This is a genomic window from Nitrospira sp. (genome assembly GCA_029194535.1).
Taxonomy (GTDB): Bacteria; Nitrospirota; Nitrospiria; order Nitrospirales; family Nitrospiraceae; genus Nitrospira_C.
In genome coordinates, this window is sequence record JARFXR010000002.1 from 988,068 (window position 1) to 1,004,684 (window position 16,617).

At 59.8% G+C, this 16,617-nt stretch carries 19 protein-coding genes; 6 read left to right on the forward strand and 13 right to left on the reverse strand.

Going from position 1 to position 16,617, the window contains the following annotated elements; all coding sequences use genetic code 11:
- Positions 1-59 precede the first annotated feature (59 nt).
- The 5 genes from P0111_16125 to P0111_16145 all read left to right on the forward strand — a co-directional run bounded on the left by P0111_16125 (position 60) and on the right by P0111_16145 (position 4,473).
- Positions 60-1,127, forward strand: a complete 1,068-nt coding sequence (locus P0111_16125; protein MDF0645559.1) for a trypsin-like peptidase domain-containing protein — start codon at positions 60-62, stop codon at positions 1,125-1,127.
- Between the two features lie 47 nt (positions 1,128-1,174).
- Positions 1,175-1,867 (forward strand): lipoyl(octanoyl) transferase LipB, encoded by a 693-nt coding sequence (gene lipB / locus P0111_16130; protein ID MDF0645560.1) that lies wholly within the window; start codon positions 1,175-1,177, stop codon positions 1,865-1,867.
- Entirely contained in the window at positions 1,860-3,116 is a 1,257-nt protein-coding gene (locus P0111_16135) for a Glu/Leu/Phe/Val dehydrogenase (GenBank protein MDF0645561.1), read from the forward strand. The genes lipB and P0111_16135 overlap by 8 nt, the downstream gene beginning before the upstream one ends.
- A gap of 164 nt (positions 3,117-3,280) precedes the next feature.
- Positions 3,281-3,565 (forward strand): hypothetical protein, encoded by a 285-nt coding sequence (locus tag P0111_16140; protein MDF0645562.1) that lies wholly within the window; start codon positions 3,281-3,283, stop codon positions 3,563-3,565.
- A gap of 374 nt (positions 3,566-3,939) precedes the next feature.
- Complete coding sequence (locus tag P0111_16145) at positions 3,940-4,473, forward strand: hypothetical protein (protein ID MDF0645563.1); 534 nt, start codon at positions 3,940-3,942, stop codon at positions 4,471-4,473.
- A gap of 111 nt (positions 4,474-4,584) precedes the next feature.
- Here P0111_16145 and P0111_16150 read toward each other — a convergent pair whose 3' ends face one another.
- The 4 genes from P0111_16150 to P0111_16165 form a co-directional block, all read right to left on the reverse strand.
- Positions 4,585-5,502: a D-alanyl-D-alanine carboxypeptidase gene (locus tag P0111_16150; protein MDF0645564.1), complete on the reverse strand. Its 918-nt coding sequence runs from the start codon at positions 5,500-5,502 to the stop codon at positions 4,585-4,587.
- Positions 5,503-5,521: 19 nt separating this feature from the next.
- Positions 5,522-5,710 carry a hypothetical protein gene (locus P0111_16155; protein MDF0645565.1) on the reverse strand — a complete coding sequence of 63 codons (189 nt, stop codon included), beginning with the start codon at positions 5,708-5,710 and terminating at the stop codon, positions 5,522-5,524.
- A 27-nt stretch (positions 5,711-5,737) separates the two neighbouring features.
- Positions 5,738-5,938: a hypothetical protein gene (locus tag P0111_16160; protein ID MDF0645566.1), complete on the reverse strand. Its 201-nt coding sequence runs from the start codon at positions 5,936-5,938 to the stop codon at positions 5,738-5,740.
- A 140-nt stretch (positions 5,939-6,078) separates the two neighbouring features.
- On the reverse strand, positions 6,079-7,224 hold the full coding sequence (locus P0111_16165; protein ID MDF0645567.1) for a VCBS repeat-containing protein: 1,146 nt from the start codon (positions 7,222-7,224) through the stop codon (positions 6,079-6,081).
- A 278-nt stretch (positions 7,225-7,502) separates the two neighbouring features.
- Here P0111_16165 and P0111_16170 point away from each other — a divergent pair, with 278 nt between their 5' ends.
- The gene (locus tag P0111_16170; protein MDF0645568.1) at positions 7,503-7,823 is read left to right on the forward strand and encodes a hypothetical protein; all 321 of its coding nucleotides are present in this window, start codon (positions 7,503-7,505) and stop codon (positions 7,821-7,823) included.
- Positions 7,824-7,928: 105 nt separating this feature from the next.
- On the opposite strand, the gene P0111_16175 is transcribed toward P0111_16170, so the two are convergent.
- The 9 genes from P0111_16175 to aroF all read right to left on the reverse strand — a co-directional run bounded on the left by P0111_16175 (position 7,929) and on the right by aroF (position 16,614).
- Complete coding sequence (locus P0111_16175) at positions 7,929-8,930, reverse strand: PCP reductase family protein (protein MDF0645569.1); 1,002 nt, start codon at positions 8,928-8,930, stop codon at positions 7,929-7,931.
- Positions 8,931-8,942: 12 nt separating this feature from the next.
- A complete protein-coding gene (locus P0111_16180; protein ID MDF0645570.1) occupies positions 8,943-9,221 on the reverse strand; it encodes an integration host factor subunit beta in 279 nt (92 codons plus the stop codon).
- Positions 9,222-9,268: 47 nt separating this feature from the next.
- Positions 9,269-10,165, reverse strand: a complete 897-nt coding sequence (gene sppA / locus P0111_16185; GenBank protein MDF0645571.1) for a signal peptide peptidase SppA — start codon at positions 10,163-10,165, stop codon at positions 9,269-9,271.
- A gap of 68 nt (positions 10,166-10,233) precedes the next feature.
- Positions 10,234-11,949, reverse strand: a complete 1,716-nt coding sequence (locus P0111_16190; protein ID MDF0645572.1) for a 30S ribosomal protein S1 — start codon at positions 11,947-11,949, stop codon at positions 10,234-10,236.
- Positions 11,950-12,005: 56 nt separating this feature from the next.
- Positions 12,006-12,659 carry a lysophospholipid acyltransferase family protein gene (locus tag P0111_16195; protein ID MDF0645573.1) on the reverse strand — a complete coding sequence of 218 codons (654 nt, stop codon included), beginning with the start codon at positions 12,657-12,659 and terminating at the stop codon, positions 12,006-12,008.
- A complete protein-coding gene (gene cmk, locus P0111_16200) occupies positions 12,656-13,315 on the reverse strand; it encodes a (d)CMP kinase (protein MDF0645574.1) in 660 nt (219 codons plus the stop codon). Before cmk ends, P0111_16195 begins: the two co-directional genes overlap by 4 nt.
- Positions 13,316-13,337: 22 nt before the next feature.
- Positions 13,338-14,660: a 3-phosphoshikimate 1-carboxyvinyltransferase gene (gene aroA / locus P0111_16205; protein MDF0645575.1), complete on the reverse strand. Its 1,323-nt coding sequence runs from the start codon at positions 14,658-14,660 to the stop codon at positions 13,338-13,340.
- A complete protein-coding gene (locus P0111_16210) occupies positions 14,657-15,553 on the reverse strand; it encodes a prephenate dehydrogenase/arogenate dehydrogenase family protein (GenBank protein MDF0645576.1) in 897 nt (298 codons plus the stop codon). Before P0111_16210 ends, aroA begins: the two co-directional genes overlap by 4 nt.
- Positions 15,554-15,600: 47 nt before the next feature.
- Positions 15,601-16,614, reverse strand: coding sequence for a 3-deoxy-7-phosphoheptulonate synthase (aroF, locus tag P0111_16215; protein ID MDF0645577.1), 1,014 nt, complete (start codon positions 16,612-16,614; stop codon positions 15,601-15,603).
- Positions 16,615-16,617 lie beyond the last annotated feature (3 nt).

Consider the following 16,617-nt stretch of genomic DNA (forward strand, 5'->3'; position numbering starts at 1 on the left):
CTTTCTTCCGTCTACTGCTTTCACTCAGGAGAAGTATTATGCCAGAATGAACCGCGGAGATGATGCGACCCATGATCCCCTTCCACGAGTCCTCGGGCCCGTACATTTTCCTCTGCTTGATCGGCACCGCACAGCTCATATCGAGCCCGCCGTCGTTCGGCGAGCCGGAATCGGCTCTCGTCACTACATCATCCGGCAAGACGCTTTCAGTCCCGGCCGTCGTGGCCAAGGTCAGACCATCGGTCGTCACAATCTTGACTCGCGGGACTCCCGCGGCGTCTCCAACCCAACCACAGTCCGGGTCCGGCTCGGGCGTCATCATCGACGAAGGCGGCTATATACTGACCAACAATCATCTGGTGATCGGCGCAAAGAGCGTCGTCGTCGGGCTTTCAACCGGTCGGCTGACGCCGGGAAGAGTGGTCGCCCGCGATTTCCTGCTCGACCTCGCGCTCGTCAAAATCAATGCTCAGGATCTGGTTCCGGCCGCCCTTAGCCCTTCGCCCACTCTGGAAATCGGTGAGTCGGTCGTGGCGATCGGCAATCCTCTGAAGGGGGGCTCCACCGTCACCGTGGGTGTGGTCAGCGCCCTGGATCGATCCGTGCTGACGCCAGATGGAGAAACGCTCTATGACCTCATCCAAACCGATGCAGCGATTAATCCCGGTAATAGCGGCGGTCCGCTCGTCGATCTGTCCGGTCGGGTGATCGGAGTCAATGTCGCGATCGCGCCCTCGGCGCAGGCCATCAGCTATGCCATTTCAATGGACGCTATTTATCCCCACATCCAATCTATGATCGTGCGAGGCTCGATTTACCGTCCCGATTTAGGGTTCGTGCCTGTGACTGTGACTCCCAGCATTATGGCCACATTCGGTCTGGACGGAGATCGTGGTGTACTCGCGCTTGAGGTGGACAGCACCAAGCCCGCCGGTGTCGGAGGACTCCGGGACCACGATATCATCACCGCCGTCGATCAGCGCCAGATTTTCAATACCGGAGACTTCTGGCACGCATTGCTCCGTTCCGGCGATCAGCCGTCCGTCCAGTTGATGTTGCATGGGAAGAGCGGTCCCGCAACGCTGCAGCTTCCCAAGCCGCCGGCGGCAGTCAGGTCCGCACCGTGAACGACGTATCGTCGCGTCGAGACGGTACACGACGAGGGAGCCTTCTCATGATGGCAACCCCTCTCGATTATGCCGACGCGTGGCTCCTTCAACAGCGACTGCACGCCGAGCGCGTGGCCGAACGAAGATTCGATACGTTGCTATTGTTGGAGCATCGCGCAGTCTACACCCTCGGACGGCGTACTCTTCCGGCTCATCTTCCACAAGGAGAAGCGGCCCTCCTGGCCACGGGCGCGCAAGTCGTCCTCACGAATCGCGGCGGATCCGTGACCTACCACGGTCCAGGACAGCTGGTCGGCTATCCCATCGTCCGCCTGTCGCGCAGTGCATCAGGCCCAAAGCAATACGTGTGGCTCTTGGAAGAATGCCTGCGCTGTACCCTGGCACATTGGGGAATTGAGGCCCGTCGCCTCACCAACTCGCCAGGGCTTTTCGTCGATATGGAGGGACGAACAGTAAAACTCGCGTCCATCGGTGTAAGGGTAGAACATGGCGTAACGTTGCACGGGTTTGCCCTGAACGTTGATCTCGACATGACGCCTTTTTCTCACATCATCCCCTGTGGTCTGGACCAGTACAGACCGACTTCTGTGGCCGCGGTATGCGGCTCTTCGGTGTCTGTCCGTCTGGCCGCGCAACAGGTGGCAAAACGGTTCGCCGAGATTTTCAAACTGACTTGGGACGTCGGAGTTTCCTCTTCGACCGTGGAATCCGAGAAGGAGCACACCCATCATGCATGAACTAGACACCCCTACCTTCCGTCTCGCCGTGGCGCAATTCGATCAGGCGGCAGAGACCATGGGCTTGGACCCTAATTTGCGGGAGCGCCTCAAATGTCCGCAGCGCTCGCTGGTCGTCAGTCTTCCTGTTCGTATGGATGACGGCAGAGTTGAAGTCTTTACCGGCTACCGGGTGCAACACGACACGTCTCGCGGGCCGTCGAAAGGGGGAATTCGATACCACTCCGATGTCAACCTCGGAGAGGTCGCCGCGCTGGCGATGTGGATGACCTGGAAATGCGCGCTGGCCGATTTGCCCTATGGTGGGGCCAAGGGAGGAGTCGCCGTGCAGCCCAAACGATTGTCCTCGGATGAATTGCAACGCCTGACGCGTCGGTACGCAGCGGAGATTTTCCCGCTCGTCGGTCCCGACAAGGACGTACCGGCTCCGGACGTAGGCACCGATGCACAAGTGATGGCGTGGATCATGGACACCTATAGCCAGCAGGTCGGCTATGCCGTACCGGGAGTGGTGACGGGGAAACCGCTTTCTATCGGTGGAAGCCTTGGGCGAGAGGAGGCGACCGGGCGTGGGGTGGTCTACGTCACGCTCCAGGCCCTCCACCATCTCGACTGGGACATTCGTAACGCCACGGTGGTCATTCAAGGATTCGGTAATGTCGGCGCACATACGGCGCGCATCATGAGCGAATGCGGGGCTCGGGTCATCGCCGTCAGCGACGTCAGCGGGGGCATCTACAATCCGAAAGGTCTGGACATGCCGTTACTGCTCACACGCTACAAGGGAGCCGGCATCCCCTTGAGCGAGACCAAGCTCGGTGACACGCTTTCGAACGACGAACTCCTGCAACTTGACTGTACCGTGCTGGTGCCGGCCGCGCTTTCCGAACAGATTACCGGTCGCAACGCCTCAAAGCTCCGTTGCCGGATCCTGGCCGAAGGCGCCAATGGTCCGACCACTCTGGAAGCGGACCGGATCCTCCAGGACAAGGGGATCTTCGTGATACCGGATATCTTGGCCAATTCGGGAGGCGTGATCGTTTCGTATTTTGAGTGGGTGCAGGACGCCCAGCGCTTCTTTTGGAAGGCATCGGATATTCAAGAACGTCTGCACGACTTGATGACGGCGGCCTTCCAACGGACCTTGCAATTCGCCGAGAGCAAACACACGTCGATGCGCATGGCGGCCCTCATGAGCGGGATCGACAAAGTGGCTCAGGCGCACCGCCACCGAGGACTGTACCCATGAAGGAGGTCCCTCCGCTGGATCCCTGGGAGACGATGCGACAGACGTCTTGGACGGGAGACAGGAGGGAGGACCGGCTGCGCGCTGACCGTAAGTGCACTTGCGAATGGACGGCGCTATCGGATAGGGTGAACTCCTTTACGATGATCGAGTCGCCAAGGCATGCCATGAACCGAGAGATGCTGATCAACCTTTGGCAGACGCATAGGAATGACGAGTGGCCTCATATCGAAACGGGCCAAGCGGGTCCCCTGATGACATTGGACACGGTCATCAGTGGTTGCGTCGTCCACGTGCTCGACGGACAAGAAGAACTCGATGACCAGCGACGAGCCATCGTCAGTGACTGCCTTGCGGAATTGGATGCCCTCGAAGTCGAGATCAATGATGAATGTCGTTCCTACTTTAGCCGGCTGCGCGAACTTGGAACCCTCCTGTTGATCACGACGTGATCCCGTCGTCTCCCCCCCTCTTACGGAACTTCGACTGGGTGAAGCACGCCCGGCCGGCATTTCATCCATGACCGTATGGCCGAGCACGCCGAACGCCCGCGGGGCCTGGTTTAGCAGCAATTGGTCTGGTGGGCCAAACCAACCATCCAGGTACCATGAAGGAAGACACAGAGTTCATCAACCGTTCCCAAAAGCCGGAGGCAGAACGCAACGCGCGAGGACCTCTCGCTCAGTTAGAGTCTAACCGTTCAGGAATCCAAGCCTTTCCTTGCAACTTGCCTCTTTCCTTCGTTAGAATGAGCGCGTCCATGTGCCCCCGCACTGATGCAGTGGCTTCCAACAGTCATACGGGTATTTGCGTCAAGGAGGAATGAATGAGCGCAATCGTGCGAGCAGCGGTGCTGACCTGTCTGTCCTTGGCCGCCGTCTGCATGTCCGTTTCAGCCGGATCCGCGGAACCCTATGAATTGAGCAAGAACGACGTAATGGATGCCAAGGGCATTAAGAGTTCCGAGGTATCCCTGTTTGGGGTCAAGCTCGGCGACAGCGAGGCGAAGGCTCTCGATGTATTGGTGAACGAGAAAATCCCGGGCGTAAAGGTCGAGCAGGAAGCCTTGTTCATTTTTCTCCTCGACCAGCGAAAACCGACCGGTCCAATGGCCGGCGTGCGGGTTCAAGACGGGAAGGTTGACCTTATTTTTGTGAACAACAGATTTGCCTACAAAACGCGCGGAGTCTTCCGAAACGTCCTCAATAGTGAGAGCCCTGAAGATGTTCGGAAGTTGCTCGGTCAGGAAGATTATGGTGACGAAAACGTCATGGGGGCCGTCCTGGCGTATGACAAACAAGGTTTCGTCATCAACTACCTGGGAAAAGACGTGAATATCGAATTTTCCCCTCTTCGCTAGGGCGCGTTCCTCTCACACCCTTTTTCATCCTTCGCCGCCCAATAGAGTCCATGCATCGATGACCTCATGGCCTCGGACGGCAAGACCGAGCAGATGACCCAGTTCTGCGGGCTAATGAATGGAGTCGGACGTGCGAAGGCCATAGTTGATGAGGCTCATCGCAGTGTTCCAGCGGCGATTCGAATTGAGGATGACGAGCAGCAGGTCACTGCCGTTCTGGGAGACCTTCGCAATGAGACACCGTCCGGCTTTGGACGTGAACCCGGTCTTCACTCCCTCAACACCCGGGATGCGCCCAAGCAGTCGGTTTGTATTATGCAGCACGTGGGCATGCGTGCCATTGATGGGCATGATGATCGCCCGCTCTTCTCGAACCAATTGCCGAAACGTGGGCTGCTCCAGCGCGATGACGCTCAAGCGTGCCAGATCTTCAGCGGACGAATAGTGATCGGGATGATCGAAGCCGCAGGCATTGCTGAAATGCGTATCCGACAGCCCAAGGGTCGTCGCCTTGGCATTCATAAGCGATACGAATTGCGACTCGTCTCCCCCGACATGTTCGACGGCCGCCAGACACGCGTCGTTCGCCGACATGATGAGCATACCCTTCAAGAGATCCTCGAGCCGAAATACCTGGCCAGGCTTGAGGCGGAGGTGGATCTTATGTGCGCGAGCGGCCGTCGGGCTGACCGTGACCAGATCGTCCAAGCGACCCCGCTCGAGGATCACCAAGGCCGACATGATCTTCGTCAGGCTCGCCGGCGAGAGCCGTTTGCCCGACTCGTGTTCGTATAGGACCCGCCCGCTGTTGAGCTCCTTCAAGAGAATGCTGTGGGCGGGCACCCGTCGCCAGGGAAGCGCTGTGCCGTCGGTGCCCGAAACATGGGCCGGCCTGGACGAAACCGAAGCGCGCCTGGCCTCCGTCGGCGACGGCATGGTGCCGCTGAGCCCCGTGATCAGGATCCCCCAGCAGAATACCGCCGCGGCGAAGCGAGCCCACAGGATCAGTCTGGACCTCCGCACGCGCATGGCGGTCATCGCCCCCTGACTACAATGTGAATGACTCCCGCACCTTGTTGCCGCGGAATCCGCTGTCGATGACTCTATGGAAGAAACGAAGAAGGTCGGCAAGATCGATCCAAAATCCGCAGTTCAGACAGCGAGCGTAGAGACGACGATTCACCATCGTATAGTGCCGCTCGATCATCATGAAGCCTTGACATTTAAGGCAATGCATTGCGAATCCTGACGTGCCACGAGGCGGTCATCCGATCCGTTTCATGACCAACGCGAGACACCCTGCCAGAAGGCCTCCGCCGAAAATCGTCGTACCGAGCGAGAGGTAGGGATTTGCACCTCCCGCCGGATGGGTTCCGTCGATCAGGTCTCGCACGCCTCCCTGCACCATAAGTACCGAAAGGGTGAGCAGCGCGCCGATCGCGAACCACCATGTGAACGATCTCACCACCGCGCCTCAGCTACGGCGCAACACCGCAAAACCGCGCCTGTCGGCCACTCTAGCGGACGGTCTTCGGAGAGTCAAGCAGACGCCGGATTCGATTCTGCGGTTTCGGTCGTAGGGCGATGTCCTCGCCGATACAGCGATCACGGCGCGGCGGCTTTGGGGAACGCCGTCGCTTTCAGACCGCGATGCAGGAAAATCGACACCGTCCCGGCCCCGTTATCCGCCGTCACGAGGCCAGGCTCCTCGGCTTCCTTTGTCGTCGCGCGAAATACTGCGACGGCGAAAGGACCCGGTTTGGTCTTGTAGTTCCTCGGAGGATATTCAAAGGTCCCGTCTCCTCGGCCGAAGAGAATCGACAGGTCGTTGGACTGAAGATTGACGATGGCCACATCCGCGCGCTGGTCTCCATTGAAATCACGAGCCAGACCGAAATTCGGACCTGCGTCCGCCCCGGAGTCACGGCCAGGCTGAAACGTGCCGTTGCCGTTTCCCAGAAATGTCGAAAAGCTGTCGCGCTCGCCGTTGATCACCAGCAGGTCGCGGATCTTGTCGCTGTTGAAATCGGCGAAACTGACCCCAAGTGGTCGCTTCCCCGATTTATAATCGATCGGCGGACGGAACGTTCCGTCGCCGTTCCCGATCCAGACAGATACGGCATTGGACATGGGGCCACCGTTTGTGACGACTAAGTCTACGATGGAATCGCGATTCAAGTCCGACAATGCGACCGAAGTCGGGGTATCGCCGTACTCATACTGCGGTCCGTGCTTGAACTCTCCATTGCCGGTACCCAGGAAAATTTTCACCTTGTCGTTCCTCAGGGCGACGACCAAATCAGCAGCGTGGTCGCCGTTCAAGTCATCACTCGCCACGGCGACGGGCGTTCTATGGACCGGGTACTGTGGGCCCTCATCGAATTTCCCGTCGCCGCGACCGAACAGCACGGCAATCTGATCGCTTCCCGAACAAGCGAGCACGACGTCAGGATAGACGTCGGCATTGAACCCTCCGGTCGCGAGGGATCGCGGTTCTTGGCACACGTGGAGCTGTAATTGATCTCGAAAGGTACCGTCCCCGTTCCCCATGAGAATCGAGAGGGTGTCGCTTGCAATGTTCGTGGTGACCAGATCGGTCAAGCCGTCCTGGTTCACGTCCATGGTGGTGACCGTCGTCGGATTCTTCCCCACCTTGTAACTGGCGAAGTAGTACAAGAGATCCGGCGGCACATAGGGATCCTGCTTTGAACAGGCAAGCGCGGCAAGGATGATCGAAAGGCTGCCGACCATGAGCGCTGTGGACCATAGAGGTCGCCGGCTGATCAGGACCGACCTGTGCCAGAGCGCGGCCGCAACGCCGACCCACCTGGGGCGATCTCCCCGAGAATAGTGACGAGAGAATGACATGGTTCGAAGCAAGAGGGTGAGTATACTGACCGAGGTCTTTGTCTGACAATCATGTCGGATGCAGCGGATGACGCCGCCGCCATAACCGGATCCGCTGCTCAAAGGCTTTGAAAATGGGACGTCACCTGGGGTAGACTACCATCCTTCCAAGGAGGAGCACCATGAGTAAGACCGTGAAAGTCGACATCTCCATGTATGGGATCGCCGAGGTCCTACACTGGTGTCACGATCGAAACAAAGGCCGCATTTCAGGAGTAGATACCGCAGGGTTTGAGAAAATGAAGGCCTTTCTGGCGGAGAAACCTCAGTCCGGAGATTACTTTACCCTCGACCAGTTCTGGAAGAAACGCGTGACGCTCGAGTTAACTGAAGAGGAAGTGGCGCTGATTGATCGCTGCCTCTACGACATCCCGAACTTCGACAACGAGCCGTTGCCGCAGATCCGCCACAAGTTTTGGCCCAAACAGGCCGCTACCACCTGAACTCGCCCTAACAAGGCACTGGCGCTGAATTCCGCTCTCAGACCGTGGCGCCGTTCGGCAGCCTCGCGCCGTCCAGCGCCGCTCGGCAAGGGAGGGCGCGCGCCCTCAGAGCGTGCCCTCCCCTTTGAGATACCGTCGAAAGCGGTCCATCAACTCGGCTCCAAGCGTTCCGCCCTCGGGCTTCTTGGTCTCCGGATCGGCGAAATGCCCTCGGATCTCCTTCAACCGTAGTTCCGCTTGTTCATTTCCTTGAAGGCGTTTGGTTTTCTCCAGCGCCGTGTCGAACGCGTCGAAGGTCAATTCGTTATAGCCGAAGGAGCGGATGCGCTTGACCGCCTTCATCATCGCCTGATTGCGAAACGTCGTGAGATGGTCCGAGTCAATTTCCTTGAGCCCCAATTTTCTGGCTCGCCGTTCCGCGGCTTTGCGAATTCCGCTCCGGACGAAATCCGGTGACGTCTGCAGCCGCTTCCAGGCCTCGTCAGTCCAGGCGACCCGTTCCTGTGGCCCATCCCACAAATCTTTGAGGACATCGCCCGTAATCTGCGTGAGGCCCTTCTCTCGCGCAAGATCTTCGGTATCATGTTTCAGCATGTCGGTCACGAACTCGACGGCGATCGGGGGTGACTGCCGCACCTTCTCGCCGAGTGCGGCCAGAGCCTCCTCCGTCCAGGGCAAGGCAGGCGCGGTGTTCTCACGCATGTCTCCCATCGCTTCGACCTTTTCGAACAAGTCGATGTTGACCTCAAGGTGTCCCCCTTCTCTGGCGACCTCCTCCGCAATCTGCTTGATCATACCTCGCATGAACTCCGGGACGGTATTCAGCCGCTCCTTGGCCGCAGCAGTCCAAGGCAGCTGCCCCTGTTCCATCTGGGCAGCAGCATCGGCCATTCCCGACTCGCCGCCCATGCGCCCCATCATCTGATTCTTGAACTGATCCAGCGTGGTTTCCGTAATTTCCGCCAGACCCAGCTCCCTGGCCTTCTTTTCGGCCAGACGGCGGACCATGCCCCGAAGGAATACCGGGGCGCGATCCATGCGCTTCAATGCGCCGTCGGTCCAGCGTACATCGGTCACAGCGGTATCGTCGGCATCCGGTGCGCTCATGGATGGTACTCCCTACTGATTCAGCAGTTCTTTAAGTTCCTTGCCGGCCTTGAAGAACGGGACTTTCTTGGCGGGCACGGCCACCGTCGCTCCGGTCTTCGGGTTACGGCCTTCCTTCATGCGGCGAGCCCTGAGGCGAAAGCTCCCGAACCCGCGAATTTCCGTTTTGTCGCCGTTTTTTAAGGAGTCCCGCACGCAGTCGAAGATCGTGTTAACGACAATTTCGGCCTGCCGCTTCGTCAAAGTCGTCACCTGCTCGGAGACCCGCTCAATGATTTGGGCTTTCGTCATATCCGATTCCCCTTTCGCTTCGATACGGCGTCGGTGTATCGGCCGCGTTAAAACGCCATCAGATACTTGAGACTGACTCCCGCATAGAAGTCCAGCCTGGGCAACACCGCCGCAAGCCGCGATTCGATCAATTCTCTGATCGAAAACCGCCGGCGCGGCTCAACCACCTTCGGTTCACCTTCAATGCCGGCCAAATCCGCAGCCAGTTGAATGGCGTCCTCGAGATTGCCCAATTCATCGACCAGCTTGGCCTCCTTGGCCTGACGCCCCGTGAAAATCCGGCCATCCGCAAGCGCTTGAACCGCCGCAGGCTCCATCGCACGTCCCGCAGCCACCGCGTCGATAAATTGCATGTGCACGTCGTCCATCACGGACTGCAGCAACGCACGTTCTTCATCGCTCATTCGGCGCAGCGGAGACCCTACGTCCTTGAATTTTCCGCTCTTAACGACGATCCCCTCAACCCCGATCTTTTTCAATAGGCCTTCGACGTTCGCCGTTTCCATGATCACCCCGATGCTACCCGTCAACGTCCCGGGGTTGGCGATGATCCGGTCCGTCGCCGACGCGATGTAATAGCCGCCTGACGCGGCAACCGTTCCCATGGAAGCGATGACGGCCTTGCTGTTCTTGTTGCGAACACGCTGGACGGCGTCGTAGATCTCCTGTGACGGCACGACGCCTCCGCCGGGACTGTCGATCCGCAACACGATGGCCTTGACGGAAGGATTTTCTCCGAAGCGCTTGAGTTCGGTGATCGTCGATTGTGAATCCAAGATGACGCCTTCCACGCGCACGAGCGCAATCCGGTCTTCCGTCGAAAGGTCGAGATCCGGAAAGAAGATATTGATGAAGAGCATCACCCCCATCACCGCAAGGACTCCCCAGAAGATTTTCCGCTTCAGGGGCCACTTGCCTGCATTCGCCGTCGAGCCCTGGTCCATCGTGTCACTCATTGTCTCACTCACGGACTGCGGTGCCGCGATCCTCGCGGCACCGCACCAATCTCGAGCTACTTCTCCTCGTCCTGCGCTGCCCGCTTCCGGCTCTGTTTGGCCGCGCGTCCCAGACTCTGATCCGGCGCTCCCTGGGCCGCATGATATTCGTCCACGTGCCGGCGCTCCGAGTCCAGCTGATGGTCGCGAAGACTCAGGGCGATTTTTCGCTCATCACGATCCACCTTGATGATCTTGGCTGCGACTTCATCCTGGACCTTGAACTTCTCCTCGAGTTTGGCACTCGGATCAAGTCCGGCCTCGCTGACATGGATCAACCCTTCGACTCCGCCTTCCAGCTCGATGAAGATCCCGAAGTCTGCGACCTTGCTGACCTTCCCGCTTGCGGAATCTCCCACGCGGTAGCGGCTGGGAATTTCGTCATCCCAGGGGTCGCGGCTCAGCTGTTTATAGCCGAGTGAAAGTCGCTCCTTCTCCTTGTCGATCCGGAGCACGACAGCTTCCACCTTCTGGCCCTTCTTGAACAACTCGGACGGATGCTTGATGTGCTTGGTCCAGGACATGTCGGAAATGTGGATCAAGCCGTCGATACCTTCGTCCAGGCCGACGAAAGCCCCAAAATCGGTGAGGCTCTTGACCTTTCCCTCGATCCTGGTTCCGGTCGGATATTTACTTTCGACCATGTCCCATGGATTGGGAGCGGTCTGTTTCATGCCGAGAGAAATCTTTCGGCTGGCAGGATCCACGTTCAACACCGCAGCTTCGACCTGGTCTCCGATCGCCACGACGCGCGACGGGTGCCGCACCTCGTGGGTCCATGACATTTCCGACACGTGCACCAACCCCTCCACGCCCGGCTCGAGTTCCACAAAGGCCCCGTAGTCCGTCAGGCTCACAACCTTGCCGCGCACGCGCGTGCCGATCGGATACTTGGCGGCGACGCTCGTCCAAGGGTCGGCAGACTTCTGCTTCAGACCGAGCGAGATGCGGCCGGTCTCCCGATCATACTTCAGGACGCTCACCTCGACCCGATCTCCCACGTTGAACATTTCGGAGGGATGGCCCACCCGTCCCCAAGACATATCGGTGATGTGCAGCAACCCGTCGATTCCGCCCAGGTCAATAAAAGCGCCATAGTCGGTGATGTTCTTCACCATCCCCTGAATCAGCTGGCCCTCCTTGAGCGTCGCGAGGGTGGATTGTCGCTTCTTGTCTCTCGTTTCCTCCAACAGCACGCGCCGGGACACCACGACATTGCCGCGACGATGGTTGATCTTGATGATCTTCATGGGAAACGTGCGGCCGACCAATCCATCGAGGTCGCGCACCGGATGGAGGTCGATCTGGGAACCGGGCAGAAAGGCCTTCACCCCGATGTCCACCATCATGCCCCCTTTGATCCGGGAGACCACCTTGCCGTCGATGCTCTTTTCCTCCTTGTATAACTTTTCCAATTCCTCCCAAATCTTCATCTTGTCGGCTTTTTCTTTGGACAAGACGAGATTGCCGTCCGCATCCTCGCACTCCTCGATGTAGACTTGAAGGCAGTCACCGATCTTAAGCTGCTGCAGCTCTTCCGCCGCAAACTGATCGCTCGGAATCATCCCCTCGGACTTGTAGCCGATATCGACGACCACCTTGTCCTTCGTAAGGGCAACGACACGGCCCTCCGTAATGGTCCCCTCTTCGAGATTCTTGAACGTTTCTTCGTACAGCGCCGCCAAGGCGTTGCGGTCCAACAGCTGATCACTCGATTTCGAAACCGTGCTCATGGGTCTATCCTAATCTCCCGACGACCGTCGGTGCTGATATGCATAATCACCGGAGTTCACTCAGCGTGGTGCGCTCCGGCTGCCGGACCATGGCCCGGAGGGTCCACCCCTCCGAGCGCCGCGATCCGTTCCATCACTGTTCGACTCACATGCCGATAAAACTGTTTCGCGTCCGCTCCGTCGATAGGACGGCCGAACGTCATCGGTTCCCCGAACCGCACGGTCACAAGGTGGCGCCGGGGTCGAGTCGTCCCGGGAGGCAACACCTCATAGGTGCCCTTCAAGTACGCTGGGACGACCGGACACCCTGTCTGCGCCACGATCATGCCCAATCCCGGCTTCGCCTCCCGAAGCTGTCCGGTGAGGGTTCGCCCCCCCTCCGGGAATATCACCACGACTTTGCCCTTCTGGATCAAGGCCACCGCTGTGTCAAAGGCTCGGCGATCCAAGCGGCCAAGCTTCAGCGGAATCCATCCGAGCCATTGCAGAAGCTCCTTCAAGCCTGGAACGAACAGATCGCTACGTCCCAAGTACCATGCGCGTCGAGGCATCCCGCACCCGAGCAGCGGGATGTCCGCATAACTCGCGTGGTTCGCCGCAATCAGCATCCCGCCCCGGCGGGGAACCGCCCCCTCGACCCGGTACCCGAGAAGGCTCCACCCGACAACCCTCGTCAGGCCCCAGAGCACCCAATACACCACCGAACTCACAACTTCGCCGCAATGATACCCATCATCCGATCGACCACCTCTGCTGCCGACAATCGAGAGGTATCGATGTGGTATGCATCCTCCGCTGGGACCAGGGGATCCACCGTACGCGTCCGATCTCTGCTGTCGCGTCCCGCCATCTCGGCGCTGGTCTGTTCGATCTCCCGGGAATGCCCAGCCGCCACCAATTCCCGATGCCGGCGCTCGGCCCGCACCGTTGCATCCGCCTCCAGAAAAAATTTTACGCCGGCGGAAGGAAACACCTTGGTTCCGATGTCGCGACCTTCGGCCACGACGGAACCCTTCTCCCCGATGCGCCGCTGAACCGGCAACAGCCAGGCGCGAACGGCCGGAACAGCGGACACGATTGAGGCAGCGGCCGACACGGCGGGATTTCGGAGGTGTCCGGTCACATCCGTTCCATTAACGCGTACGACAACCATGTCGTTCTCGAACTCCATCTTCAAGGATGTCACGGGCAACAACGCCGCGACCGCCTCCTGATCCGCCATATCGACGCCGTGCTGCAGCACCGTCCAGGCCACCGCCCGATACAACGCACCGGTATCCAAGTACAGATACTTCAGCCGCCCCGCCAACAACTTGGCCACCGTACTCTTGCCCACTCCAGCCGGTCCGTCGATCGCCACGATCATGCGGCGCTCCTCCTTCTGCACCCTATCGGCTCCCGGCGCGCAGGACCGACAACCGTCCGCTGAAATCGGGAAAGGACGTCTCGATACAGTCCGTGTCATCGATCGTCGTCTCGGCCTCAGCCGTGAGGCCGGCAATGGCCAGCGACATCGCCACACGGTGGTCGCCGTAACTCCGCCCTCGGGCCGCCGCAAGCCGACCGTTTTCACCCGTCCGCCCGATCCCCTGGATCATCACGCCGTCGGGCCGCTCCGTAATTCTGGCCCCCATGCGGCGTAACTCCTCCGCCATCGCGGCGATTCGATCGCTCTCCTTCACGCGCAGCTCTTCGGCTCCGGTAATGATCGTTTCCCCATCTGCCACGGCGGCCGCCACGAACAGAATCGGAAACTCATCGATCGTTTGAGGGATCGATTCCGGTCCGATCGTCACCCCGCGCAACGGTGCCGCCTTCACTCGGATGTCCGCAACCGGTTCACCGGCTTCCTCTCTCGGCCGCAGCAACTGGATGTCGGCACCCATGCGGGTGAGAATCTCCAAGATCCCGGACCTGGTTGGATTCACTCCGATCCCGGTGAACAGCACATCCGACCCCGGAACGATGCTCGCACCGACGATGAAAAACGCCGCCGCGGACAGATCGCCCGGCACGGTGAGGACCGGGACCGCGGCCCATCCCACCGACGGACGTCCCTCCATGATCAGCGTCGTGCCCTCTTGCGTGAGCGGAACACCGAAAAACCGGCACATGCGCTCCGTATGGTCTCGGGAGAGTCTCGGCTCCGTAATCCGCGTCGTCCCTCGCGCAAACAGGGCGGCAAGCAGCAGCGAAGACTTGACCTGGGCGCTCGCGACCGGCGAGGCATACGTGATGCCTCTCAGCTTGCCTCCCGTGACCGCCAAAGGCGCCAGCTCTCCGCCCTTTCGACCTGCGATCGTGGCGCCCATATCGCGCAGCGGCTTGACGATGCGTCCCATCGGACGTCGTCGGACCGATGCATCGCCCGTCAGCACCGTAAAGAAATCCTGCCCGGCCAGCAGACCGGCCAGCAGACGAATCCCGGTCCCCGAATTCCCGCAATTGATGACGCCGCCCGGTTCGGTCAAACCCCAGAACCCCTTGCCATGTACCTGAAGCGTCTCCGCCGTCTCCTCGATCTTGACCCCGAGCGACTGCAGGGCTCGCATGGTATTGAGACAATCCTCACCGCGGCAATAGTCTCGAATCGTACCCGTGCCCTCGGCCAACGCGGTCAGAATGATCGCACGATGTGTGATCGACTTGTCCCCCGGTACAGTGATCGTGCCTCGGAGCGGAGGACCTGCTTTGACCGTGAGCGTCGTCATTGGGACGGAGTCACGGCGCTGGGAGCCGGGAAACGCTCCCGCTCCTGCTTGGCCCGTTCCAGTGTCTTCTCGATGCCGGCGGCATCGCCCGCGCGAATCAGCGCTTTCAACCGTCCCAAGGCATCCTCATAGCGTTCAATGAATGTGACGATGTTCTCGCGATTCCAGAGAAAAATGTCCCGCCACATCTCCGGGGAACTCGCGGCGATTCGCGTCGTATCCCTCAACCCGCCCCCGGAATGACCGGCAAGATCGAGCCCCGGCACTCGGCTCCGAATCTCGACCAAGGCATCCATCAAGGCAAACGCCGCGACGTGCGGCAGATGGCTGACCGCGCCGAGGATTTGATCGTGCAGATGTGGGTCCATAGTCAAAACAGTGGCGCCGGTCTCCTGCCACATGGCCTTGATCTGCTCCAGCGCCTGCTGGTCCGTCCTGGACGTCGGGGTCAGAATGCACCGGGCTCCTGTGAACAGACGATCGGACCCGGCCGCGACCCCGGTCTTCTCTTTGCCTGCGATCGGATGCGCGCCCACGAAACGGACGCCCTGCGGCAAAACTCGCTCCGCCTGTTCCACCAGAGATCCCTTGACGCTGCCCACATCGGTCACAATGGCGTTCGGCTTGAGGCAGAGGGCCCACTCAGACAGATGCCGCTCATACGTATCGACAGGCGTGGCCAAGACGACCACGTCGGCCTCTGCAACCCCGTCCTTCGGATCGACGACGTAGCGATCGATGGCCCCCATCTGAACGGCGGTCTTGAGATTCTCGACGCGCCGGCCGACGCCGACGACGCTCCCGGCCAATCCTTTCCTCCGAAGGATCATGCCCAAAGATCCGCCGATCAATCCCACTCCGATGATCGCAACCTGTGAAAAATGAAGCGCCATGGACCAACGGGCGAGGCCTGGACAGGCTCTCGGCTCCGATCCCTCCCTTACAACTCGCGGCCGACCGCAACGGCGATTTTACGCATGTCCTGCATCAACTCCTTGAACTTGGTCGGCTTGATCGACTCCTCCCCGTCGCACAGCGCGCACTCCGGATTGGAGTGTACCTCGATGAGGATTCCGTCGGCACCAGCCGCTACGGCAGCCTTGGACATCGGGGCCACGAGATTCCATTTGCCCGTCGCGTGGCTCGGATCGACGATGACCGGCAGATGCGACAATTCCTTCAGGGTCGGAATCGCGGCCAGGTCAAGCGTGTTGCGGTATTGGGTCTCGAATGTTCTGATGCCGCGTTCGCACAGCATGACATTGCGGTTGCCGCGCGACATGATGTATTCGGCCGACAAGAGAAACTCCTTAATCGTCGCCGACAGGCCGCGTTTCAGCAGCACCGGCTTATCGTAGGCTCCGACTTCCTTCAGCAACTCGAAATTCTGCATGTTCCTGGCGCCGATCTGAATGATATCGGCCTTTTCCAGAAAGAGTTCGATGTCCCTGGTATCCAAGATCTCGCTCACGACCGGCAGCCCCGTCTGTTTCCGCGCTTCGATCAAGTAGTCCAGTCCCTCGCGACCCAAGCCCTGGAACGAATACGGCGACGTCCGCGGCTTGTAGGCACCGCCGCGCAAGATGCCGGCGCCGGCGGCCTTCACCTCGTGCGCGATCCCGACCGTCAACTCAAGGCGTTCCACCGCGCAAGGCCCCGCCATAATCGCCAGCTTGTTGCCGCCGATTTTGACGCCGCCCACGTCGATCACGGTACCGTCCTTCTTGAACTCCCGGCTCACGAGCTTCCAGGGCGCCAGAATGGGCAGCACGCTTTCAACACCGGGCAGCGCCGTCAGCGGTTGATTCTGCAGAATCCGGTCGTCGCCGATCACACCGATGATGGTCCGCTCTTGTCCGGTCGACAATTGCGATTTCAGCCCCAGTTCCCGAAGCCGATCGACAATGTGATCGACCTCGCGTTCCGATGCGTCAGGCCTCAAGACGATGATCATAGT